The following is a 21,546-nucleotide window of genomic DNA, read 5'->3' as shown; positions in this document are numbered from 1 at the left end:
CGAACCTTGCCGCGCAGCGTGACCAGAACACAAACTTTACGGAACAAACAAAATGGCTATTACCGACGTCGTTGTCCCCCAACTTTCCGAATCCGTCTCCGAAGCGACCCTGCTGACCTGGAAGAAGCAGCCGGGCGCTGCCGTTGAAGCGGACGAAATCCTGATCGAAGTCGAAACCGACAAGGTTGTGCTGGAAGTGCCGGCCCCCGCTTCGGGCGTGCTGGCTGAAATCGTCAAGGGCGATGGCAGCACCGTGACCTCGGGCGAAGTGCTGGCCCGTATCGACACCGCCGCCAAGGCCGCCGCCGCCGCGACGGCTCCCGCCGAAGCCCCCAAGGCTGCTGAACAAGCTCCGGCTGCTCCCGCCGCTGCCCCGGCCTCGTCGGCCGCCGCCGGCGTGGCATCGCCCGCCGCCGCCAAGATCCTGGCCGAGAAGGGCGTTGACGCCGCTTCCGTGTCGGGCACCGGCCGCGATGGCCGCGTGACCAAGGGCGACGCCCTGGCCGCTTCCGCTCCCGCCGCCAAGGCTGCTCCGGCCAAGGCCCCGGCCGCGCCGGCCCCGACCACGCTGTCGCTGGACGGCCGTCCGGAACAGCGTGTGCCGATGAGCCGCCTGCGCGCCCGCATCGCCGAGCGCCTGCTGCAGTCGCAACAAGAAAACGCAATCCTGACCACGTTCAACGAAGTGAACATGCAAGCGGTCATCGATCTGCGCAGCAAGTACAAGGACAAGTTCGAAAAGGAACACGGCATCAAGCTGGGTTTCATGTCGTTCTTCGTCAAGGCCGCTGTGGCCGCGCTGAAGAAGTACCCGCTGATCAACGCGTCGATCGACGGCAAGGACATCATCTATCACGGCTACTTCGACATCGGTATCGCTGTCGGCAGCCCGCGTGGCCTGGTGGTGCCGATCCTGCGCAACGCCGACCAACTGTCCATCGCTGAAATCGAGAAGACCATCGCCGACTTCGGCCGCCGCGCCGCTGACGGCAAGTTGGGCATTGAAGAAATGACCGGTGGCACGTTCTCGATCTCCAACGGTGGCGTGTTCGGTTCGATGCTGTCGACCCCGATCATCAACCCGCCGCAATCGGCCATCCTGGGCGTGCACGCCACCAAGGATCGCGCTGTGGTCGAAAACGGCCAGATCGTCATCCGTCCGATGAACTACCTGGCGCTGTCCTATGACCACCGCATCATTGACGGCCGTGAAGCCGTGCTGGGCCTGGTCGCCATGAAGGACGCCCTGGAAGATCCGCAGCGCCTGTTGCTGGACCTGTAATCTCGACGCTCCGCGCGGCGCCGCACCGGGCCTTCCGGTTCGCGGCGCCCCGGTCGGCCCACGGCTGGCCTCCGGCTCGCAAACACCGGGCGGGGCGTGTTCCACCCCACACTCAATCGCGAGAACACTATGTCCAAACAATTTGACGTCGTCGTGATCGGCGCAGGCCCTGGCGGCTACATCGCCGCCATTCGCGCAGCCCAGCTGGGCATGTCGGTCGCTTGCATCGACGCCTGGCAAAACGGCCAAGGCGGCCCGGCTCCTGGTGGCACCTGCACCAACGTCGGCTGCATTCCGTCCAAGGCGCTGCTGCAATCGTCCGAGCACTTTGAACAAGCCAACCACCACTTCGCCGAGCACGGCATCGAAGTCAAGGGCGTCAGCCTGAAGCTCGACACCCTGATCGGCCGCAAGAACACGGTGGTCAAGCAGAACAACGACGGCATCCTGTACCTGTTCAAGAAGAACAAGGTCACCTTCTTCCACGGCAAGGGCGCGTTCAGCGGCCAAGTGGAAGGCGGCTGGGCCATCAAGGTCACCGGCACCGCCGAAGAAGACCTGGTCGCCAAGCACGTGGTGGTGGCGACGGGTTCGTCGGCGCGTGAACTGCCAGGCCTGCCGTTCGACGAAAAGGTCGTGCTGTCCAACGACGGCGCACTGAACATCGGTGGCGTGCCGAAGACGCTGGGCGTGATCGGCGCCGGCGTGATCGGCCTGGAAATGGGCAGCGTGTGGCGCCGCCTGGGTTCGGAAGTGACCATCCTGGAAGCGATGCCCGAATTCCTGGCCGCCGCTGACGGCCAGGTTGCCAAGGAAGCGCTGAAGGCGTTCACCAAGCAAGGCCTGAACATCCAGATGGGTGTGAAGATCGGCGAGATCAAGGCCACCGCCAAGTCGGTGACCGTGCCCTACGTCGACGCCAAGGGCGCCGAGCAGAAGCTGGTGGTCGACAAGCTGATCGTCTCGATCGGCCGCGTGCCCTACACCGGCGGCCTGAACGCCGACGCCGTGGGCCTGAAGCTGGACGAACGCGGCTTCGTGGCCGTGGACGGCGACTGCAAGACCAACCTGCAAAACGTCTGGGCAGTGGGTGATGTGGTGCGCGGCCCGATGCTGGCGCACAAGGCCGAAGAAGAGGGCGTGGCGGTTGCCGAGCGCATCGCCGGCCAGCATGGCCACGTCAACTTCGACACCGTGCCGTGGGTCATCTACACGTCGCCGGAAATCGCCTGGGTCGGCAAGACCGAGCAGCAACTCAAGGCCGAAGGCCGCGAGTACAAGGCCGGCAGCTTCCCGTTCCTGGCCAACGGCCGCGCCCGCGCGCTGGGCGACACCACCGGCTTTGCCAAGGTGATCGCCGATGCCAAGACCGACGAAGTCCTGGGCGTGCACATCGTGGGCCCGATGGCCTCGGAACTGATCTCGGAAGCCGTGACCATCATGGAATTCCGTGGCGCCGCCGAAGACATCGCCCGCATCTGCCACGCGCACCCGACGCTGTCGGAAGCCGTGAAGGAAGCCGCTCTGGCCGTGGACAAGCGCGCGCTGAACTTCTAAGCGTCCTTGACCTGAGCTAGACAGGGGGCGGGTTCAAGGACCCGCCCTTTTTTCATTTTGGTTGGTTGAGCTAAGTCCCCCATGAACGTCCGCGAATACTACGAACACGCCTTGGCCGAACGTGGCTACAAGCCCGATGCCGCGCAAAAGCAGGCCATCGACCGCTTGCAGCGCTATTACGACGAATGGGTCAAGTTCAAGTCGATGCGCTCGAACGCGCTGAAGAAGCTGCTGAACCGCCCGGATGTGCCGCGCGGCGTGTATCTGTGGGGCGGGGTGGGGCGTGGCAAGAGCTTCCTGATGGATGCCTTCTATGCCACCGTGCCGGTCGTGCGCAAGGCGCGGCTGCACTTTCATGAATTCATGCGGGGCGTGCACCGCGAGCTGGAAGAAGTGAAGGGCATGCAGGACCCGCTGGACGAAGTGGCCAAGCGGGTCGCCAAGCGCTATCGCCTGATCTGCTTTGACGAGTTCCATGTGTCGGACGTGGCGGACGCGATGATCCTGCACCGACTGCTGTTGAAGCTGTTCGAGTACGGCACGTCGTTCGTCATGACGTCGAACTACGAGCCGTCGACCCTGTACACCGACGGCCTGCACCGCGACCGCGTGCTGCCGGCGATCAAGTTGATCCAGTCGCGCATGGACGTGATGAACGTGGATGCCGGGGTGGATTACCGCCGCCGTTCGCTCGAGCAGGTGCAGAGCTACCACACGCCGCTGGACGAGCGCGCCCAAGCCGCGCTGCAAAAGGCCTTCGACAGCCTGGCCGATACGCCGCCGCAGGAACCCCTGCTGCATATCGAACACCGCGAAATTCGCGCGGTGGCGCTGGCGGGCGCGGTGGTGTGGTTCGACTTCGCCACGCTTTGCGGTGGCCCGCGTTCACAGAATGACTACCTGGAATTGGCCAGCCGCTTCCATGCCGTGATCTTGTCAGGTGTGCCGAAGATGGGGCCGCGCCAGGCGTCCGAGGCGCGCCGCTTCACGTGGTTGATCGATGTGTTCTACGACCACCGCGTCAAGCTCATCATGTCGGCCGAGTGCGAACCCGAAGAGATCTACACCGAAGGCGCGCTGGCCAACGAATTCCATCGCACCGTGTCGCGCATTCTGGAAATGCAGTCGCGCGAATACCTGGAATCTGAACGGCGCCTGGCGGCGACGTTGTAGTCATGCCGTTGTAGCAATGGCGCAGTGCGGCCCTTGAGGACAGGGCCGCACCGTTTCGCGGGCTGGCGCCAAATGTCAGGCGCTGCGTGCCTCCGCCAGGTAGGCGCGCCACCGTGCAAGAAATGCCTCGCGGCCAGCGGCGGCTTCGGCTTCGTCCACCGGCACGATCTTGATGTCGGCAAGTGGCGGCATGTCCAGATGTTTGCTGACGTCGATATCGGTGCGGCTGGGGCGGCGGAAGGCGTTTTGCAGCAGGGCCAGCTGCATCTCGCGCGACAACAGCAGGTCGTACATGCGCTTGGCGGCTTCCGGGTTAGGCGCGTTCTTTACCATGGCCATGTTGTCGGCCACGGTGAAGGTGCCGTCGGCGGGGTACATGATGCCGATTTCCTTTTGGCCGCCAGCCACGTAGGGGTAGGCGGTGGATTCGAACGTGATGCCCACCGCATACTCGCCCTGGCCCACGCTGCGCACCACGTGCGAAGCGGCGCCGGACACGCTGGTGTTGCGCGCCAAGGCCCTCAGGCCCTCGGTGCCCAGCACGCGTTCGATTCCCCACAAGGCCGTGAACGCCGTCGAACTGTTGCCGGGATCGCCGATGATGATCTTGCCTTTGAAGCGACGGTCAGTCAGGTCGGCCCAGGTGGTGGGCGCGGCGCCGGGCAGATGCCGCGTGTTGATCATGCCGACCACGATATGCAGGTTGGCGGCCATCCAGAGGTCGTCGGGGCCGTGCAGCGCGTGGGGGATGGCGGCGGTTTGCGCGGAACGGTAAGGTTCAAACAAGGTTCGGTAGCCGTGCATGACGTTGGCGCTGGACGTCCAGAACAGATCCCCTTTTGGCTGCCCGGCTTCGGCTTCGATGCGCTTTAGCAACTGGCTGCTGCCGCCCGCCACCGTGCTGGGCTTGATGTGGGGCAAAAGCTCGCGTGCGATGTCGCTGGCCGTTTCCACGGACTGGGCATTCAGCGTGGTGTACAGCACGACCTGTTCGGTGCGCTGCGCCAGCGCGCGGGTAGGCAGGGCGCCCATGCCGCCGATACCGCCAGTGGCGGCCAGCAGCTTCAGCACTTGTCGGCGGTTCAAGGGGGGGAGTTGGATCATGGTGGTTCCTTGAGCGTTGCGGTTGAATGAGCCGGTCTCAGGCAAAGAGCCGGATCTTGAAGACGCGGGTAGCCAGCAGCACGGGCGCCAGGATCACGCTGATCAGCACCAGGCCGTAGGCCGATGCCTGCGCCATCAGGCCGCTGTCGATCAGGCGGAAAATCTGGATTGGCAGCGTTTCATGGCCGGGCGAATACACAATGACCGACGCGCTGAGCTCGGACACAGTGGTTGTCCAGGTGAGCACGGCGGCGGCGGCGATGGCGGGCAGCATCAGCGGCAGCACCACCTTCACGAAAGAGGCGAGTGGTGGCACACCCAGGCTGATGGATGCCTCTTCAATGGAATCCGGCAGGTTGAATAGCGTGGACGAAGCATTGCGCACGCCGAACGGAAGCCGTCGCACGATATAGGCCAGCACGATCAGCGACGCCGTGCCGGACAGGTCGAATGCGCCGTGGCCGAACGTCATCAGCAGGCCGATGCCGATGACCGTGCCTGACAAGGCCAGGGGAATGGAGCTGAGGTAGTCCAGCCAAGGCGTCAACAGGTTGCGCTTCTTGACGATCTGATAGCTTGCCAGGGTGCTGAAGGCAATGGCGACCAGCGTGGCGGCGCCCGCGTACAAGACGGAATTCAGCATCGGGGCCGGGGCGTTGACCAGCACCCGTTCCAGATGCGCGACCGTCCACTCGCCCCAGCGCATCACCGGGCCGTGCGCGCGCGTGAAGGCGCCCACGGCAAGCGTGGCCAGCGGCAGCATCGACAGCGCCATCACGGCCAGGGCCGCGCCTGCCAGCGTCCATGCGCCTGCGCCGCGTATCGGTGTTTCGGGGGCGCCGCGTCCTTGCGTGATTTGATAGCGTCCGCGCGACACAATCCAGCGTTGCAGAAAAAGCGCCAGCATCACCAGCGAAATCGAAGTGGTGGCAAGCGTGCTTTGCATGACCGGATCGCTGCCCGTTTCCGAAACCGACGCCTGGTACGTCAGCACGGACAGCAGTTCCACGCGATGGCCAAGAATCATCGACGTGGCGAAGTTGCCCACCACCATGGTGAACACGAGCAATGCGCTGGCCAGGATGGCGGGCATCACCACGGGCGCCATGACCTTCAAGCGCGACAGGGGCGGCGACGTGCCCAGGCTTTGGGCCGCCTCTTCCAGTTGCGAGTCAAAGCCTCGGATGGCCGCCAGCGTGCCGATGTAGATGTAGGCGTAGTACGTGAACGTCATGACGGTCAGCAGCCCCGGCCAGCCGTAGAACGAGGGCAGGTCCAGGCCCAGGCCGTCGCGCAGCGCACGGGTGAGCACCCCGTTGTTGCCCAGGATCATCAGCCAGGTCTGCGCGCCGATGACCTCGGGAATGATCAAGGTGATCAGGGGCAGCACAGACACCAGCCCCTTGCCGGGGTAGTGGTGGCGCGCGCTCAGGTAGGCCAGCGGCACGCCGATGCCAGCCGCCAGCAGCGTTACGCCGACGCCCAGCAGCAAGGTGTTGCCGATGGCGCGCAGATAGCGCGGGTCGGACAGCAGAATGTGCCAGCCGGACTGGCCTGCCTCGTTGCGTGCCAGCACGCTGGCGGACAGGATGTTCAGCACGGGCCAGACCAGGAAGACCAGCAGCACGGCCAGCACCGCCAGCGATAACCATGTCCAGGGCGACCTCAGCATGGGGAGCACGCGCTTCATGACGCCAGCACCAGCGTTTTTTGCGTATCAAATACCAAGCCGACCTGTGCGCCACGGGCCAGCGCCGCAGCGGGTTCGCCATGCACGTCTACGTTCAGATGGCCGCCGCCGGGCAGTTCAACACGGTAACTGGTCTTGATGCCCAGGTACTGCAATGCCAGGATGCGCGCCGGCACACCGGTGCCTGGCGTGGTGGTCAGCATGATGTCTTCGGGACGCGCCACCAGTACCGCTGCGCCCGCCAGCGGTGCGGGGGCATGCGCGGCAATGTCGTGTCCGTCCACCAGTAAGCGCACGGGGCCGGGCTCACGCGCCTGGCATTGCACCGGCAGCAAGTTGGCCGCACCGATGAAGTCCGCCACGTACCCGCTGGCCGGCTGACTGTAGATGGCGCGCGGCGTGCCCAACTGCGCCACGCGGCCGCGCTCCAGCACGGCGATCTGGTCGGACAGGGCCAGCGCTTCTTCCTGGTCATGGGTGACGAAGACGGTGGTGATGCCGGCTTCGCGTTGCAGCTCGGCAATGGTCTGCCGAACCTGGATGCGCAGCTTGGCATCCAGATTCGACAGCGGCTCATCCATCAACAGCACTTGTGGCTGGATGACCAGGGCGCGCGCAAGCGCCACGCGCTGGCGTTGCCCGCCAGACAGTTCGGCGGGCAGGCGCGCCGCGTATTGCGCCAGGCCAACGCGTTCAAGTGCGGACGTCACCTTTTGCTTGATGTGCGCGGACGCCACTTTCCGCGCGCGTAGGCCGTAGGCGGTATTGTCGAACACGCTTCGGTTGGGAAACAGCGCGTAATCCTGGAACACCATGCCGATATTGCGTTGGTGCGCGGGCACCCGCGTGACGTCGCGTCCGCCAAATCGCAGGCTGCCCGACGTGATGGGGGTGAAGCCGGCAATGGCGCGCAGCAGGGTGGTCTTGCCGCAGCCGCTGGGCCCCAGCAAGGTGAAAAAGCCACCCGGGGGGATGTCCAGGCTCAATCCGTCGATGACACGTTGCTTGCCGTATGAAATGCAGAGGTTTTCAATGCGGATGTCCATGCCCGGGAGCTCCTGGTGCAAGAGGAAAATGCGTCGGTATCGGGAAGGCGCCGACCGTTGCGGCGGTGACGGATTCAAGCCATTGCGTGGCGTACAAGCGTGAGCGCTTCGCGATGCCGGTCAGGGTCGCCGGCAGCGAGGATGCGTGAAGCCGGGTTGTCCAGGCCAAGCGCGCGACCGTTCCAGTCGGTGATGACGCCGCCCGCGCCCTGGATGACGGGGATGAACGGCGCGTAGTCATAGAGCGCCAGCCGGGCATCGATGGCGATGTCGGTGCGGCCAGCGGCAAGCAAGCCATACGCCAGGCAGCAGCCGCCATAGATGCGCCAGCGGGTGCGTTCGCGCAGCGCCTGAAACGCGGGCAGTTCGTCGGACGCGTAGAAGTCGGGGTTGCTGGTGCTGAGCATGGCGTCGCTCAGCAGGCCGCAGGCGCGGGTGCGGCAAGCCTTGCCTTGGTGCAGCGTGGGGCGTCCGGTGGCGCCGATCCAGCGGTCGCCGATGGCGGGGAAATCCATCACGCCCAGCACGGGCATGCCGCGATGCAAGAGCGCGATCAAGGTGCCGAAAACCGGCACGCCGGCAATGAAGGGGGCCGTGCCGTCTATGGGGTCGAGCACCCAGACATGCTCGGCATCCAGCCTGACCGTGCCGCCTTCTTCGCCGTAGATACCGTGTTGGGGATACGCGTCTTCGATGCGCAAGCGCAGGTGCGCTTCGATGGCGCGGTCCAATGCGGTGACCAGGCTGCTGTCCGGCTTGATATCGGTGTGCGGCAGGTCGGGCCGTGCCGGCGACGAGGCGGCGTTGGACGCATCGCGCAGATACGGCGCGTACATGCCGCGGGCCTCATCTGCAAGTTGCTGCGCGAAGGCGAGCTGCGCGTCCAGGAAGGGAGTCATGAGAATTCCTTGTTCGGGATAGGGGGCGATGAAGTCAGGCCGGCGAGCGTGTCGATGCGGACGGGCGCGAGCAGGTGCCGGGGCGGCGCGGGCTGCCAGCCATAGAGCGCTTGCGTGGCCGCGCCGCAGATGCGGCCCTGGCATGCGCCCATGCCGCAGCGCGTGTGCAACTTTGCGTCCATCCAGCTTTGGCGGGATACCAGCGCGGAATGCGGCACGTCTTCGCAACGGCAGACCAAGGTGTCGGGCCGCGCCAAGGACAGCAACGACGGGTGCAGCGCGAAATGGCTGCGCAAGGTATTGGCGAATTCCTGCCAGTGGGCCAGGTCGGTGGTCAGGCGCGCGGCCTGTGCCAGGCCACCGACCGCCGCATGGCCCGCCATGGCGCCTTGCAACCGTGCCTGCTCGTTGCCGCCAATGCCCGTGCATTCGCCCGCCGCGAATACGCCCGGCACCGTGGTCTGCTGCATGTCGTTCACGCGCAGACCCTGGTGCGCGTCCAGCTCGCACCCAAGCATCTGGCCAAGTTTGATGTTGGGCACCAAGCCAAAACCACAAGCCAGCCGATGGCAGGCGATTTTCTCTTCGCCATCAGCGCGGCTTAAACGCACCTGCTGCACCCGCCCGTCGCCCGTGGCTTCGAGCACGTGGCTGGCGCTGCGGAAATGGGGGCTGAAAAGTGCGGCGGCCTGCATTGCCTTGCCCGGCCAGCGTGCCAGGCGATAGGCGAAGCGCGCCAACGTGCGCCAATCGGTTTGTTCGGCAATGCGGACAACGCGCGCGCCCGCCTTGCGTGCGGAATGCGCGGCCGCCAGCAGCAGGGGGCCGGTCCCGGCAATGACGATGCGCTGTCCGCGCAGTGGCACGCCCGACTTGGCCAGGGCCTGCAGCCCGCCCGCGCCGGTAACGCCGGGTAGCGTCCACCCGGGAAAAGGCAGCAGGAGTTCGCGGGCGCCGGTACACAGGATCAGTGCGTCGTAGTGCTGAACCCATCCCCGGCTTGCGTCCTCAAGCATGAGTGCCGGCTGCCCGGACAAGCCAGCCATTCCGGCCAGCCCCACGACCCGGGTGCCGCAAAGCAGCGTGATATTGAGATGACGCGCGACCTGCTCGCGCAAGCGGCGGGCGGCGGCAGGCAGGGCCACGCCAGGTCCATCACGCCAGATCTGGCCACCCGGAGCAGGGTTGTCATCAAGCAGCACAATGGCGCGGCCACTGGGCGCGGCAGCCAGCGCGGCGGCCATGCCCGCGGGGCCGGCGCCAATGATGAGAAGGTCGCAATGGCTGTCGTGGCTGTCTTGGGCGGTGGCGCTGCTGGCGTCGTGCCCGTGTTCCAGGATGGTGTCGACGCGCATACCTTCGCGGCAGCGCGTCTGGCAGGCAAGCCGCAGATGGCCGTCTATCAGGACTCGGCATTCATGGCAGGCGCCCATGCCGCAAAACGCGGCGCGCCTTTCACCGGAAATCGACACGCGCGAGTTACCGGGCGGGCGCGCCGCCAACGCGGCGGCGACGCTGCTGTCAGCCGCAACACTGACCTGCTGGCCATCAAGCCGGATGCGCAAGCGCGCGGACGCGCGGGGAAAAGTCATGGCGCCACCTTGTGGAATGAACGGGACGGTGCAAACGGGGCTGCGGCCAGCGGTGGCGCTGTGTCTTGTATCAGCGCGGCCAGCAGCGTGGCGGTGGCCGGTGCGGTGGTGACACCCAGGCCTTCATGACCCACGGCCAGCCAAAGCGTTGGGCGTGTGGGGTGCCGGCCTATCAGCGGCAGCCCGTCGGGCGTGGCGGCGCGGATGCCCGTCCAGGTGCGCAGGATGTTCATGCCGGACAGGCCTGGCAGAAACTCCATGGCGCGCTTGAGCATGCGTGACAGCACCATCGGGTCCACGGCGGACGTTGATTGCCCGGACTGGCGAGAAGAGCCGATCAGCAGTTGTCCGGTGGGGCGGGGCTGCACGTTGAACGCCACGGCGGCGCCTTGGCGCTGTTGGGCGCTGGCCATGTAGCCGAGTTCGACAAGTTGATGGCGCATGCCCGTGGGGTAGCGGTCGGTGATGGCCAGATGGCCTTTTTTGGGTTGCAGGGGCAGGTCGTCGCAAAGCCGGGTGGCCGCCCAGCCTGCCGCCAGCACGATGGCCCGGGCGTCGCGTCGCGTTCCATCGGCAAGTACCGCGCCTTGCGTGTCGATGTTGCAGACTTCGGCCGCTTCGAACGACAGGCCCGGCGGCGCATGCGCCAGCAGCCAGCGGGCGGCGCTGGGCGCATACACCAGGCCGTCGCCAGGTACGTGCAGTGCGCCCGCCAGGCCGGTGCGCAAGGCCGGTTCGGCGTTGGCCAGCTGTTGCGCGCCAAGCAGGGTGGCGTCGATGCCGTGGTCGCGCAGGCGAGCTTGCTTGCGCCCGGCTTCAGCCATGTCGCGGTCGTTGGCGGCAAGCCACATCGTGCCGCATCCGGTATAGGCGCAGGCTGGGTCCGCGTCGTTCATGCGGGCGCCCCAATGCCGCCATGTATCCAGGGACGCGGCGCTGAGCGCCAGTTCGGCAGGGCTGCTGTCCATGGCAACCAGATGCCCCATGCCAGATTGCGTGGCGCCGCCCAAGCGGCCGTCGAGCACACGCACCGTCAGGCCGTCCTGTGCCAAACGATGGGCACAGGCGGCGCCGATGATGCCGGCGCCAATCACCAGGACATCCGTGTGCAGGGGAGCATTGGACGGCGCCATCAGCCGGCTTCAGGCGAATGCGCCGGGCGGATGCCCCAGCCGAAAGGGTCGTCGGGCGAAATCAGCAGCGTGGATTCAGCGCAGATGTGCGCGCGTCCTCGGATGGTGGGCACGACCTGCTTGCCCGCTATTTCATAGCTGGCCTCGAACGTGCTGCCGATGACGCTGGCCTGGCGCCAGACCTGCCCGGGTGCAAGCTTGCCGTCGGCGGCCAGGCAGGCCAGCTTGGCGCTTGTGCCCGTGCCGCAGGGTGAGCGGTCGTAGGCTTTGCCTGGGCATAGGACAAAGTTGCGGCTGTTGGCCTCGGGGTCGGACGTGAACAGTTCGATGTGATCGATGACGGCGCCGTCGGCGCCAGTGATGCCCGCCGATTGCAAGGCGTGGCGGATGGCCCAGGCGTAATGGGTCAGCGCGTCGATGTTGTCAGGCGCAATGCGCTGCAAGGTTTGGACCATGCCTTGGCCGCCTTCGTGGTCGACAAGAAAGAACCAATTTCCGCCCCAGGCGACGTCACCGATTACTTCGCCGTAGCCGGGCACGTCAACGCGCACGGCGCGATGCAGGCGATAGGCGGGCACATTGCGCACGCTGATCGACCCGTCGTCGTGCAAGAGGGCGCGGATGGTGCCGACCGGTGTTTCAATGCCGTGTTCGCCGGGACCGATGCGGGCCAGGTAGGCCAGCGTGGCGACCAGGCCGATGGTGCCGTGGCCGCACATCCCCAGGTAGCCGGCGTTGTTGAAGAAGATGACGCCGGCGGCGTTGGCCGGATCCTGTGGTGCGCAAAGCAGTGCGCCTACCATGACATCGCTGCCGCGCGGTTCCAGCACGGTGGCGGCGCGCCAGGCATCATGTTCGGTGGCAAGGCGGTGTTGCCGTTCGGCCATGCTGCCCGCGCCCAGGTCGGGAAAGCCCGATATGACTAGCCGGGTGGGCTCGCCTGCCGTATGGGAGTCGATGACAAGGATCTGATTCATTGACGCGCCTTATGTGGGAACAGCACGAGCGTGGTGGGGTATGAGTGAGATGCCGGCCTAGTCTAGGCAATTAAAGGCCTTGCGTCGTGCCGTAGAGACCGTAATGTCACGCTAGTTGCGATGGAATCTGCGGCGCCATGCGGCAATAGGCGGCATATGGTCGCCCGGCGATAACTCAAGGAAATTGCGAGTAATTACTCAGAGTTATCGCAGGGCGGCGCGAACCTATCAGGGCACGGATTGGTATTGCGCGGGACGGGTGGCCAGCGCATGGGCCACGACGCGTTCGATCAGGGCGCGTTCCTCGCCGATGACGGGCAGGCGAGGACGGCGCACATGCTCCGTGCCAACGCCCACCAGCGCGTCGATCAGCTTCAGGTTCTGGACAAGTTTCGTGGACACGTCCAGATGCAGAAGCGGCGTCATCCATTGGTAAAGGGCGAGCGCTTCGGCGTGCTTGCCCGCCTTCATGAGATCGTAAAGGGCGACCGTTTCACGCGGGAATGCGCACCCCACGCCGGCAAGCAAGCCGTCGCAGCCCAACGCCAGGCCCTCGTAGGCCAGGTCGTCCACGCCCAGGAAAATTTGATAGCGGTCGCCCACGGCGTTGCGCAGGTCGGTCACGCGGCGGGTGTCGCCCGAGCTGTCCTTGACGGCGGCGAGCCATTTGCAGTCGGCCAGTTCGGCCATGTGCGCGGGCGTCAGGTCCACGCGGTAGGCCAGCGGGTTGTTGTAGACCATGATGGGCTGCTGGGCGGCGTCGGCCATGGTGCGTACGTTCAGCATGGCTTCGCGGGGATCGGCGACGTAGATCAGCGAGGGCATGACCATGAAGCCGGCAACGCCCAGCTTGTTGGCGTCGTCGATATACCGCAGGGCTTCGCGCGTGCTGGTTTCCGATACGTTGGCCAGAACCGGCACACGCCCGCCGGATGCTTCCAACGCGATCCGGGTGACCGCCAACTTTTCTTCCAGCGTCAAGGTGCTGGCCTCGCCAAGCGACCCGCAGGTGACAACGCCGTGGATGCCGTTGCGAATTTGAAAGTCGATGTGGCGGGCGGTGCCTTCGGCGTCGATGCGTTCGTCGGCATGAAACTTGGTGGTGACGGCGGGGAAAATGCCTGTCCAGCGAGGGTGCGTCATGGATGACTCCAGTGAGAAAGCACGGTGGGTGGCTTCAGATATGTTCTTAATATATTTAAATTACGAATTAAAAGAATGCGGGTTAACCAGCGATTGGCATTGCGTCCCATTTTTTTGATGAAGGCCGTAGTGAGAATAGTTATAATTCAGGCGATTCCAAATAGGCATCAGCCGCGGGGCTTGCCTGTTTCCGGAATATCGGACTAAAGGAAAATCCATAATGAAATTCGCAAAGACGTTAGCCGCCATCGCCCTGTTGGGCAGCGCGGGCGCCGCGCAGGCACACTTTGTTTGGCTGGAACGGGGGGCCGAAGGACCGGCCAAGGTGTACTTCGGCGAATGGGCTGACGATGTGCGCGAAAAGCAGGATGGCCTGCTGGGAAAAGTCATGGTGGCGCCGGTCGTGACCGCGGCCGATGGCACGGTGCTGAAAGCGTCGGGCAAGGGCGCTGACTTTGTCGAATTCGCTGCCAGCGGCAAGGGCGACGTCCGCCTGGCCCAGCCGATCCAGTTCAAGGAAACCCTGGTGAAGTACGGCGCCAAGGCAGGCCGCACCGACACGCAAGCCAAGCTGGACCTGGAACTGGTGCCCACCGCCCCCGGCGCCAATACGTTCGTCCTGCATTTCCAGGGCAAGCCTTTGGCCAAGACCGAAGTCACCGTGTTCGGTCCTCCGAAATGGGAAAAGCGCTTCTGGAGCGATGAGAACGGTCGCATCGAAATCACGACGCCGTGGCCGGGCCAGTACGTGCTGGAAGCCGCGCACGTCGAAGAGAAGGCGGGTGAGGCCGATGGCAAGTCCTACGCCAAGATCCGCTACGTTTCCACCCTTAGCTTCAATGTGAACAAGTGAAAGCACCCGCAGCCGGCGCAGGCATGATGCGCTATCGCATGGCCGTATTTTCCAGGGCGGTTGCCGCCATTCTGGGCGGCTATGCCCTGGCCTCGGCGGCTGCGGCCTGCCTGGCGGTCTGGCTCCCCATGGGGCGGGCCGACGCCGTCACGACGGCCCAGATGTTGTCCTTCGTGGTCTACGCCTGCGGCGTGATCTGGGTGTTTGCCACGCGCAACGCCTGGCGCGCCTGGGCCGGCATTTTGTTGCCGGCATTGCTGCTGGGCGGGCTGTTCCTGGCCGGCCGCACGATGGGGGCGGCATGAAGGCAAAGAAGGTCAAGGCGCAGGGTGAAGAGGGCCTGCGCCAGTCGATGTCCTGGTTGCATACCTGGGCCGGATTGATTTTCGGCTGGGTGTTGTTCGCGATGTTCCTGACTGGGTCGCTGGCGTTCTTCCGACCCGAGATCACGCACTGGATGCAGCCCGAAATCCAGGTAAAGCCGGCGCCCGCCGTGCCGTCGGTGGAGGTGGCGCAGCGCTATCTGGCCGAACATGCGCCGGACGCCAAGCGCTGGTTCATCACGCCGCCGTCGAATCGCGAGCCGCTGATCCTGCTGCTGTATCAAGTGCCCAAGCCCAAGCCGGGCGAGCGCGGATTCGTGCGCGTGAAGCTGGACCCTGCCAGCGGGCAGGCGGTGACGGGCCGCGAAACGCGCGGCGGCGAGTTCTTCTATCGCTTTCATTTCGAACTGGAGACCGCGTTTCCGTGGGGGCGTTGGCTGGCCAGCATCGCGGGTATGTTCATGCTGGTGGCGATCATCAGCGGCATCATCACGCACAAGAAGATATTCGCGGATTTCTTTACCTTTCGCCCTGGAAAGGGGGGGCAACGCGCCTGGATGGACGGTCACAACGTGCTGTCGGTCCTGGGACTGCCATTCCACCTGATGATCACCTTCAGCGGACTCGTGCTGTTCATGGTGATGCTGATGCCCGCGGGCATCAAGGCTGTATATGAAACCCCGCGTCAGTACACGGACGAGGTCTTCAAATCATTCAAGGTGACACCGCCGCTGAATCAGCCCGCGCCATTGATACCGATTGCGCCGTTGGTCGAGCAGGCGCAGCAGGAGTGGCATGGACGCGTAGGCCGCATCACCGTCAACAACCCTGGCGATGCTGGCTCCACCGTGACGCTCACGCGCGCCGCCGCTGACGGGGTGTCATTTGGGCTGATGGCCCCCTGGAAGCGCTTTGACGGCGTCACGGGCAAGTTGCTGGAAGGGCAGGACACGATGGGCGCGACCGCCCGAACGGCGGGCACCATCACTGGCCTGCACTTGGGCCTTTTTGCTGAACCGCTGTTGCGCTGGTTCTACTTCCTGGTCAGCCTGGCGGGCACCGGCATGGTGGGAACGGGGCTGGTGCTGTGGATCGCCAAGCGGCGCCAGAAGGCGCGCCCGCAAGATAGCCGCGAAGCGTTTTCGCTGCGCCTGGTTGATGGCCTGAACGCGGGCACGATCGCGGGCGTGGTGTTCGGCGTGGCGGCGTTTTTCCTGGCCAATCGCTTGCTGCCCGTGGATTTGCCAGGGCGCCAGTTTTGGGAGTCGCGGGCGTTCTTCGCGGCCTGGGCCGTGTCGCTCGTCTATGCCTTTGTTTTCCAGCCTCGCAAGTGGCAGGACCTGCTGGCCATTGCCGCTGGCGCGCTGGCCTTGGTGCCGGTGGTCAATGCCCTGACCACCTCGCGCCACCTGGGGGTCTCGTTGCCTGAAGGCGATTGGGTCATGGCCGGGTTCGACCTGAGCTGCCTGGCCAGCGCCGCGTTGTTTGCCTGGATGTCGCGCAAGGCGGCTCGAGCCCGCCGCATGCCGGCCAAGGCGTCGGCCCGGGCCGTGGGTGCGCCGCGCACCCCGTCGCCGGCTGCGACCAGGCCGGCGTCGGTGCCGTCGTCTGCCCAGGCTGCGCCCAGCGCCGCCGTCTACGAACCGCGAGGTGATACGCCATGACGCTTGCCGCTTTTTGCCTGGCCTACGCGGGCTTTTCCGCCCTGTGCCTGGGTATGGATCGTCACTACGAAGACCTGTTCGACCGCGCCATGCCGCGCCGCCATCGCGTGCCATTGCGGGTGTTCGGCTGGATCGCCCTGGCTCTGTCGCTCTATGCATCCGCCACGGTATGGGGCTGGAGCTACGGCACGGTGGAATGGATCGGCATTCTCAGCATTGCCGGTCTGCTGCTGATCTGGTTCTTGACCTTCCGTCCGCGCGCGGCGTTGACCACGGGTGGGCTTTGCGCGCTGGCCGCGCCACTGCTGGCGGTCTGGTAGGCGCGCCGATCTTCAGGCCTCGCGGGCAAGTTACACTGCTTGTTTCCCCTCGCACACGCCTCTTCGCCCCATGAATACCCGCGTCCTTACCGGCATTACCACCACTGGCACCCCCCACCTTGGCAACTACGCTGGCGCCATCCGGCCCGCGGTAGAGGCCAGCACGCAGCCGGGTGTGGACGCATTCTTCTTTTTGGCGGACTACCACGCGCTGATCAAGTGCGACGACCCGGCCCGTGTGGCTCGCTCCCGCCTTGAGATCGCCGCCACCTGGCTGGCGGTGGGCCTGGACCCCGAGCGCGTCACGTTCTACCGGCAATCCGACATCCCCGAAATTCCCGAGCTGTGCTGGTTGCTGACCTGCGTCACCGCCAAGGGCATGATGAATCGCGCCCATGCTTATAAGGCCTCGGTCGACCAGAACCTGGCCAAGGGCGTGGACCCGGACGATGGCGTCACGATGGGCTTGTTTTCGTATCCCGTGCTGATGGCGGCGGACATCCTGATGTTCAACGCCAACCGTGTGCCGGTCGGCCGCGACCAGATCCAGCATCTGGAAATGGCCCGCGACATTGCCCAACGTTTCAACCATCTATATGGCCGCGACTATTTCACGCTGCCGGAAGTGGCCATCGAAGAAGACGTTGCCACCTTGCCGGGCCTGGATGGCCGCAAGATGTCCAAGAGCTACAACAACACCATTCCGCTGTTCGAAGGCGGGGCCAAGGCGCTGCGTGCCTCGGTGATGCGTATCGTGACCGATTCCCGTGCGCCGGGCGAAGCCAAGGACGCCGAAAGTTCGCACTTGTACACGCTGTTCCGCGCGTTTGCCACGCATGCGGAATCGGCGGCGTTTCGCAAGCAACTGGAAGATGGCATGGCTTGGGGCGATGCCAAGCAGGCGCTTTACGAGCATCTGGAAACGCGCCTGGCGCCCATGCGCGAAAAGTACGTTGAACTGATCGCCAACCCGGGCCGTATCGAAGACATTCTGCAGGCTGGCGCCGACAAGGCGCGCAAACAGGCGCTGCCGCTGATGCAGGAATTGCGCGTGGCGGTGGGCTTGCGCAATCTGAATGCCGGCGCCAAGTCCGGCAAGCCGCAAGGCAAGAAGGACAAGGACAAGGGCGCGCGTTTCGTCAGCTTCCGCGATGAAACGGGCGGCTTCCGTTTCCGCCTGTTGGCGGCTGATGGTGAAGAGCTGCTGTTGTCGCAGCGTTTCGCCGATCCCAAGCAAGCGGGCGCCTTGATGCGCCGCCTGCAATCCGAATCGGCCGAGCAAGTGCTGCAGGTGGCGGGTGAAGGCTACTCGGCCGTCATCGACGGCGTGACGGTTGCCGAAGCGCCCGAGGGCGTGCAGGGTGATGCCGATGCGCGCCTGGTGCGCGTGCGTGCGGCGCTGGCGTCGTTAGCCCAAGAATAGGCGGCTGCCGGATGGCTGCGGCGCGGGTTGCCATCCCCGCTGCAACCCGCGCCGCCATCCTTTTGAAGCAAGCTCAGGCTGGCCGCGCGCCTGCCACGATGCGGCCGTCGCGCACCTGGAAACGCTGCGCATTGCCCTGGCCGGCGATCTCAAGCAGGTCGCCGTCCGAATAGCCGACCACGTTCGGGCATTCCAGCCATTCGGGATTGATGAAGGGGAAGTATTTCAGCGTGCCGCTGCCTTGGCTGGCGAAATCAAAAGTTGTGTTGGCGACCACTTCGGGGTCCCATTGGCTGGCGTCGAACGTCAGCGCGCAGCCCACGCCGATGCGGTATACGATGCTGGCGCCCATGCTGGCGAATCCCAGCGCGCCCACTTGAAGCTGGGCGCCATTGCGTAATTCAATCACCCGGCTACCCAGGCGTTCCAGCGTGATGTGCTTGAAAGCAACTTCAGCGCCGTCAATGATCAGATGCGCGTATTGGCCGAGCGTGACTTCGGCATAGGCGCCACTATGGCCGGCTTCTTTTTCGGTAATGGTTGCCGCTTCATTGGCGGCAAGCGTAAGGGTAGTGCGCATGACGAATGGCTCTCCGGGGGGCGTTCTACGGGATAGGGCGCTTTTTCTTTTGCTTCTTGCCTGATAGACGGTTCGCGCCGCGGTTCGCCTGATCATGGATGTTTGTGTCTGCTGTGTTCCCCAACGCCACCAGCTTTTATTATTCGGACACAATTCGATATTTTCCCTTATTTTTGGAATTGTTGATTGAGCGCGCGCAAGAAAATGGGCCGATCTACGGGAAAGTCCTAGGGGCGGCGGCGGGCAACTAAAAGGCCAGGACCCAATGAAAAAGCCAGGGCCGTGGGGCCCTGGCTTTGCGGACAGCAGGCGCTAAGACTCAGCGCTAAGACTCAGCGCTTGAGCTTGGCGAAGGCGTCCGCCATGGCGCTGTTCATGCCGCTGGCGCCACCCGCCGCGTTGCCACGACCACCGTCGCCTTGAGCGCGGCGTGGGCGGTCACCGCCCTTGGGGGCGTCACCGCTGCGGCGTGCGGGTGCCGCGGTGTCGTTCAGGCGCATGGTCAGCGCGACGCGCTTGCGGGCGGCATCCACTTCCAGCACCTTCACGCTGACCGTCTGGCCCACGCGCACGACGTCGCGCGGGTCCTTCACGAATTTTTCGGCCAGCGCCGAAATGTGGACCAAGCCGTCCTGGTGCACGCCAATGTCGACGAACGCGCCGAAATTGGCCACGTTGGTCACCACGCCTTCCAGCACCATGCCCGGGTACAGGTCGTTCAAGGTTTCAACGCCTTCCTTGAATTGGGCCGTCTTGAACTCGGGGCGCGGGTCGCGGCCGGGCTTTTCCAGTTCGGCGAAGATGTCGCGCACCGTGGGCAAGCCAAAGCGCTCGTCCGTGAAGTCGGACGGCGACACCCCTTTCAGGGCGTCGCGCTGGCCGATGATCTGTTTGACCTCGGCCTTGATCTTCGCCACGATGCGTTCCACGACGGGATAGGCTTCGGGGTGCACCGATGAGGCGTCCAGCGGGTTGTCGCCGTTGGGAATGCGCAAAAAGCCGGCGGCTTGTTCAAAGGCCTTTTCGCCAAAGCGCGGCACCTTGCGCAGTACGTCGCGCGTGGGGAATGCGCCGTTCTCGTCGCGCCAGGACACGATGTTCTTGGCCAATAGCGAATTCAAACCCGACACCCGAGCCAGCAACGCGGCCGAGGCGGTGTTCACGTCCACGCCCACGGCGTTCACGCAATCTTCGACGACGGCATCCAGCGAACGCGCCAGCTCGCGCTGGTTGACGTCGTGCTGGTACTGGCCCACACCGATGGCCTTGGGGTCGATCTTGACGAGTTCGGCCAACGGATCCTGCAGGCGGCGGGCGATGGACACGGCGCCGCGCAGCGTCACGTCCAGGTCGGGAAATTCCAGGGCAGCGGTTTCCGAGGCGGAATAGACGGATGCACCGGCTTCAGAGACCACCACGCGGGTGACTTTCAGGTCAGGGAAGCGTTCCATCATGTCGCCCACCAGCTTTTCGCTTTCGCGCGAGGCGGTGCCGTTGCCGATGGCGATCAGGTCGACCTTGTGGCGCGCGACAAGCGCGGCCAGCGTGTTGATCGTGCCGTCGCGATCGCGGCGCGGTTCAAACGGGTAGACGGTGGTGGTGTCGACGACCTTGCCGGTCTGGTCGATGACGGCGATCTTGCAGCCCGTGCGGATGCCGGGGTCCAGGCCCAACACGGCCTTGGGGCCGGCGGGCGCCGCCAGCAGCAGGTCTTTCAGGTTGGCGGCGAACACGCGGATGGCTTCGGCTTCGCCGCTTTCACGCAGGCGGCCGATCAGTTCGCTTTCGAATGCCGTCAGCAGCTTCACGCGCCAGGTCCAGCGGCAGACTTCACCCAGCCAGCGCGCGCGCGGCGTGGCGTCCAACGCAAACAGGCCATTGCCCAATTTCAGGAAATTGGCGATGCGCGCCACGCAGGGGTGCGGCACCTGCGCTTCAAGCTCGGCTTCCAGCCCCAGGCGCAATTCCAGCACGCCTTGCTGACGGCCGCGCAGCAGCGCCAGGATGCGATGCGAAGGCAGCGTGCGCAAAGGCTCGTTGAAGTCGAACCAGTCGCGGAAGTTGGCGCCTTCGGTTTCCTTGCCGTCGATCATCTTGGAATAGATCAGGCCGGTGGACCACAGGTGCTCGCGCATGTCGGCCAGCAGGTCCGCGTTTTCCGCATAGCGCTCGGCCAGGATGTCGCGCGCGCCGTCCAGCGCCGCCTTGGCGTCGTTGATGGACGCTTCGGGGTTCAGGTACTGCGCGGCCAGCGCGGCGGGGTCGCAGGCCGGGTCGGCCAGGATGGCGTCGGCCAAGGGTTCAAGGCCGGCCTCGCGGGCGATCTGGGCGCGCGTGCGGCGCTTGGGCTTGTACGGCGCGTACAAGTCTTCCAGGCGCTGCTTGGTGTCGGCGGCGGCAATTTCCTGCTGCAGCTCGGGCGTCAGCTTGCCCTGCTGCGAGATGGATTCAAGGATGGAACCGCGGCGCTCTTCGAGCTCGCGCAAATAGCCCAGGCGCACTTCCAGGTTGCGCAGCACGGTATCGTCCAGGCCGCCAGTGGCTTCCTTGCGATAGCGCGAAATAAAAGGCACGGTGGCGCCGTCATCCAGCAGTTCCACCGCGGCAGCGATCTGGGAGACGCGCGCGCCGAGTTCGGTGGCAAGCTGCGCGACGATGCGGGCGTTGTCGACGCCGGCGGCGACGTTCGTGATAGCGGAAGTTTCAGACATCTCTATACGACGACAAAAAGGAAAAACAAGGGGCGGATTGTGCCATAAGCCGCTGTTACAGAACGTGCCAGGGGGG

Annotated in this window: 18 protein-coding genes; 8 read left to right on the top strand and 10 right to left on the bottom strand. The window is 65.0% G+C overall.

From position 1 onward, the window contains the following. Positions 1–52: 52 nt before the first annotated feature. The 3 genes from odhB to zapE all read left to right on the top strand — a co-directional run bounded on the left by odhB (position 53) and on the right by zapE (position 4,012). A complete protein-coding gene (gene odhB / locus WBR68_RS05075; RefSeq protein ID WP_127183777.1) occupies positions 53–1,282 on the top strand; it encodes a 2-oxoglutarate dehydrogenase complex dihydrolipoyllysine-residue succinyltransferase in 1,230 nt (409 codons plus the stop codon). Positions 1,283–1,411: 129 nt separating this feature from the next. Then, a complete protein-coding gene (lpdA, locus tag WBR68_RS05070; protein WP_050450282.1) occupies positions 1,412–2,839 on the top strand; it encodes a dihydrolipoyl dehydrogenase in 1,428 nt (475 codons plus the stop codon). Positions 2,840–2,920: 81 nt separating this feature from the next. Beyond that, positions 2,921–4,012, top strand: a complete 1,092-nt coding sequence (gene zapE / locus WBR68_RS05065) for a cell division protein ZapE (RefSeq protein ID WP_050450283.1) — start codon at positions 2,921–2,923, stop codon at positions 4,010–4,012. A 75-nt stretch (positions 4,013–4,087) separates the two neighbouring features. Here zapE and WBR68_RS05060 read toward each other — a convergent pair whose 3' ends face one another. The 8 genes from WBR68_RS05060 to WBR68_RS05025 form a co-directional block, all read right to left on the bottom strand. Further along, positions 4,088–5,116, bottom strand: a complete 1,029-nt coding sequence (locus WBR68_RS05060) for an extracellular solute-binding protein (RefSeq protein ID WP_050450284.1) — start codon at positions 5,114–5,116, stop codon at positions 4,088–4,090. Positions 5,117–5,153: 37 nt separating this feature from the next. Next, a complete protein-coding gene (locus WBR68_RS05055; protein ID WP_230693641.1) occupies positions 5,154–6,806 on the bottom strand; it encodes an ABC transporter permease in 1,653 nt (550 codons plus the stop codon). After that, complete coding sequence (locus tag WBR68_RS05050; RefSeq protein ID WP_050450286.1) at positions 6,803–7,852, bottom strand: ABC transporter ATP-binding protein; 1,050 nt, start codon at positions 7,850–7,852, stop codon at positions 6,803–6,805. Before WBR68_RS05050 ends, WBR68_RS05055 begins: the two co-directional genes overlap by 4 nt. A 74-nt stretch (positions 7,853–7,926) precedes the next feature. Continuing rightward, positions 7,927–8,751 (bottom strand): inositol monophosphatase family protein, encoded by an 825-nt coding sequence (locus tag WBR68_RS05045; RefSeq protein ID WP_230693640.1) that lies wholly within the window; start codon positions 8,749–8,751, stop codon positions 7,927–7,929. Further along, complete coding sequence (locus tag WBR68_RS05040) at positions 8,748–10,343, bottom strand: FAD-dependent oxidoreductase (RefSeq protein WP_230693639.1); 1,596 nt, start codon at positions 10,341–10,343, stop codon at positions 8,748–8,750. Before WBR68_RS05040 ends, WBR68_RS05045 begins: the two co-directional genes overlap by 4 nt. Next, positions 10,340–11,476, bottom strand: a complete 1,137-nt coding sequence (locus WBR68_RS05035) for an NAD(P)/FAD-dependent oxidoreductase (protein ID WP_230693638.1) — start codon at positions 11,474–11,476, stop codon at positions 10,340–10,342. Before WBR68_RS05035 ends, WBR68_RS05040 begins: the two co-directional genes overlap by 4 nt. After that, positions 11,476–12,453, bottom strand: a complete 978-nt coding sequence (locus WBR68_RS05030; protein WP_230693637.1) for a 4-hydroxyproline epimerase — start codon at positions 12,451–12,453, stop codon at positions 11,476–11,478. Before WBR68_RS05030 ends, WBR68_RS05035 begins: the two co-directional genes overlap by 1 nt. A gap of 228 nt (positions 12,454–12,681) precedes the next feature. Continuing rightward, positions 12,682–13,596, bottom strand: coding sequence for a dihydrodipicolinate synthase family protein (locus tag WBR68_RS05025; protein WP_127183783.1), 915 nt, complete (start codon positions 13,594–13,596; stop codon positions 12,682–12,684). Between the two features lie 220 nt (positions 13,597–13,816). Between WBR68_RS05025 and WBR68_RS05020 the strand changes: the two genes are divergently transcribed. From WBR68_RS05020 to WBR68_RS05000, 5 genes are all read left to right on the top strand, one after another. Next, the gene (locus WBR68_RS05020) at positions 13,817–14,449 is read left to right on the top strand and encodes a DUF4198 domain-containing protein (RefSeq protein WP_083447588.1); all 633 of its coding nucleotides are present in this window, start codon (positions 13,817–13,819) and stop codon (positions 14,447–14,449) included. A 23-nt stretch (positions 14,450–14,472) separates the two neighbouring features. Next, positions 14,473–14,754 (top strand): DUF3649 domain-containing protein, encoded by a 282-nt coding sequence (locus tag WBR68_RS05015; RefSeq protein ID WP_050450292.1) that lies wholly within the window; start codon positions 14,473–14,475, stop codon positions 14,752–14,754. Beyond that, the gene (locus WBR68_RS05010; RefSeq protein WP_230693636.1) at positions 14,751–16,436 is read left to right on the top strand and encodes a PepSY-associated TM helix domain-containing protein; all 1,686 of its coding nucleotides are present in this window, start codon (positions 14,751–14,753) and stop codon (positions 16,434–16,436) included. Before WBR68_RS05015 ends, WBR68_RS05010 begins: the two co-directional genes overlap by 4 nt. Beyond that, positions 16,433–16,756, top strand: coding sequence for a DUF3325 domain-containing protein (locus WBR68_RS05005; RefSeq protein WP_050447816.1), 324 nt, complete (start codon positions 16,433–16,435; stop codon positions 16,754–16,756). Before WBR68_RS05010 ends, WBR68_RS05005 begins: the two co-directional genes overlap by 4 nt. A gap of 70 nt (positions 16,757–16,826) precedes the next feature. Beyond that, the gene (locus tag WBR68_RS05000) at positions 16,827–18,179 is read left to right on the top strand and encodes a tryptophan--tRNA ligase (RefSeq protein WP_050447818.1); all 1,353 of its coding nucleotides are present in this window, start codon (positions 16,827–16,829) and stop codon (positions 18,177–18,179) included. A 73-nt stretch (positions 18,180–18,252) separates the two neighbouring features. On the opposite strand, the gene WBR68_RS04995 is transcribed toward WBR68_RS05000, so the two are convergent. Then, the gene (locus WBR68_RS04995; RefSeq protein WP_050447820.1) at positions 18,253–18,759 is read right to left on the bottom strand and encodes a hypothetical protein; all 507 of its coding nucleotides are present in this window, start codon (positions 18,757–18,759) and stop codon (positions 18,253–18,255) included. A 332-nt stretch (positions 18,760–19,091) separates the two neighbouring features. After that, positions 19,092–21,470 carry an RNA-binding transcriptional accessory protein Tex gene (gene tex / locus WBR68_RS04990; protein WP_050447821.1) on the bottom strand — a complete coding sequence of 793 codons (2,379 nt, stop codon included), beginning with the start codon at positions 21,468–21,470 and terminating at the stop codon, positions 19,092–19,094. Between the last annotated feature and the right edge of the window lie 76 nt (positions 21,471–21,546).

The sequence above is a fragment of the Achromobacter sp. JD-1 genome (assembly GCF_038594925.1).
Taxonomy (GTDB): Bacteria; Pseudomonadota; Gammaproteobacteria; order Burkholderiales; family Burkholderiaceae_B; genus Achromobacter; species Achromobacter spanius_C.
This window is presented reverse-complemented; position numbering and strand designations above follow the sequence as displayed.

What these genes read in the sequence shown, in the direction of transcription:
- WBR68_RS05030 (WP_230693637.1), bottom strand. Translation starts at nt 12,453, where the DNA reads ATGAATCAGATCCTTGTCATCGACTCCCATACGGCAGGCGAGCCCACC.
- WBR68_RS05060 (WP_050450284.1), bottom strand. Translation starts at nt 5,116, where the DNA reads ATGATCCAACTCCCCCCCTTGAACCGCCGACAAGTGCTGAAGCTGCTG.
- WBR68_RS05050 (WP_050450286.1), bottom strand. Translation starts at nt 7,852, where the DNA reads ATGGACATCCGCATTGAAAACCTCTGCATTTCATACGGCAAGCAACGT.
- WBR68_RS05010 (WP_230693636.1), top strand. Translation starts at nt 14,751, where the DNA reads ATGAAGGCAAAGAAGGTCAAGGCGCAGGGTGAAGAGGGCCTGCGCCAG.
- odhB (WP_127183777.1), top strand. Translation starts at nt 53, where the DNA reads ATGGCTATTACCGACGTCGTTGTCCCCCAACTTTCCGAATCCGTCTCC.
- lpdA (WP_050450282.1), top strand. Translation starts at nt 1,412, where the DNA reads ATGTCCAAACAATTTGACGTCGTCGTGATCGGCGCAGGCCCTGGCGGC.
- tex (WP_050447821.1), bottom strand. Translation starts at nt 21,470, where the DNA reads ATGTCTGAAACTTCCGCTATCACGAACGTCGCCGCCGGCGTCGACAAC.
- WBR68_RS04995 (WP_050447820.1), bottom strand. Translation starts at nt 18,759, where the DNA reads ATGCGCACTACCCTTACGCTTGCCGCCAATGAAGCGGCAACCATTACC.
- zapE (WP_050450283.1), top strand. Translation starts at nt 2,921, where the DNA reads ATGAACGTCCGCGAATACTACGAACACGCCTTGGCCGAACGTGGCTAC.
- WBR68_RS05040 (WP_230693639.1), bottom strand. Translation starts at nt 10,343, where the DNA reads ATGACTTTTCCCCGCGCGTCCGCGCGCTTGCGCATCCGGCTTGATGGC.
- WBR68_RS05020 (WP_083447588.1), top strand. Translation starts at nt 13,817, where the DNA reads ATGAAATTCGCAAAGACGTTAGCCGCCATCGCCCTGTTGGGCAGCGCG.
- WBR68_RS05000 (WP_050447818.1), top strand. Translation starts at nt 16,827, where the DNA reads ATGAATACCCGCGTCCTTACCGGCATTACCACCACTGGCACCCCCCAC.
- WBR68_RS05035 (WP_230693638.1), bottom strand. Translation starts at nt 11,476, where the DNA reads ATGGCGCCGTCCAATGCTCCCCTGCACACGGATGTCCTGGTGATTGGC.
- WBR68_RS05005 (WP_050447816.1), top strand. Translation starts at nt 16,433, where the DNA reads ATGACGCTTGCCGCTTTTTGCCTGGCCTACGCGGGCTTTTCCGCCCTG.
- WBR68_RS05015 (WP_050450292.1), top strand. Translation starts at nt 14,473, where the DNA reads ATGATGCGCTATCGCATGGCCGTATTTTCCAGGGCGGTTGCCGCCATT.
- WBR68_RS05045 (WP_230693640.1), bottom strand. Translation starts at nt 8,751, where the DNA reads ATGACTCCCTTCCTGGACGCGCAGCTCGCCTTCGCGCAGCAACTTGCA.
- WBR68_RS05055 (WP_230693641.1), bottom strand. Translation starts at nt 6,806, where the DNA reads ATGAAGCGCGTGCTCCCCATGCTGAGGTCGCCCTGGACATGGTTATCG.
- WBR68_RS05025 (WP_127183783.1), bottom strand. Translation starts at nt 13,596, where the DNA reads ATGACGCACCCTCGCTGGACAGGCATTTTCCCCGCCGTCACCACCAAG.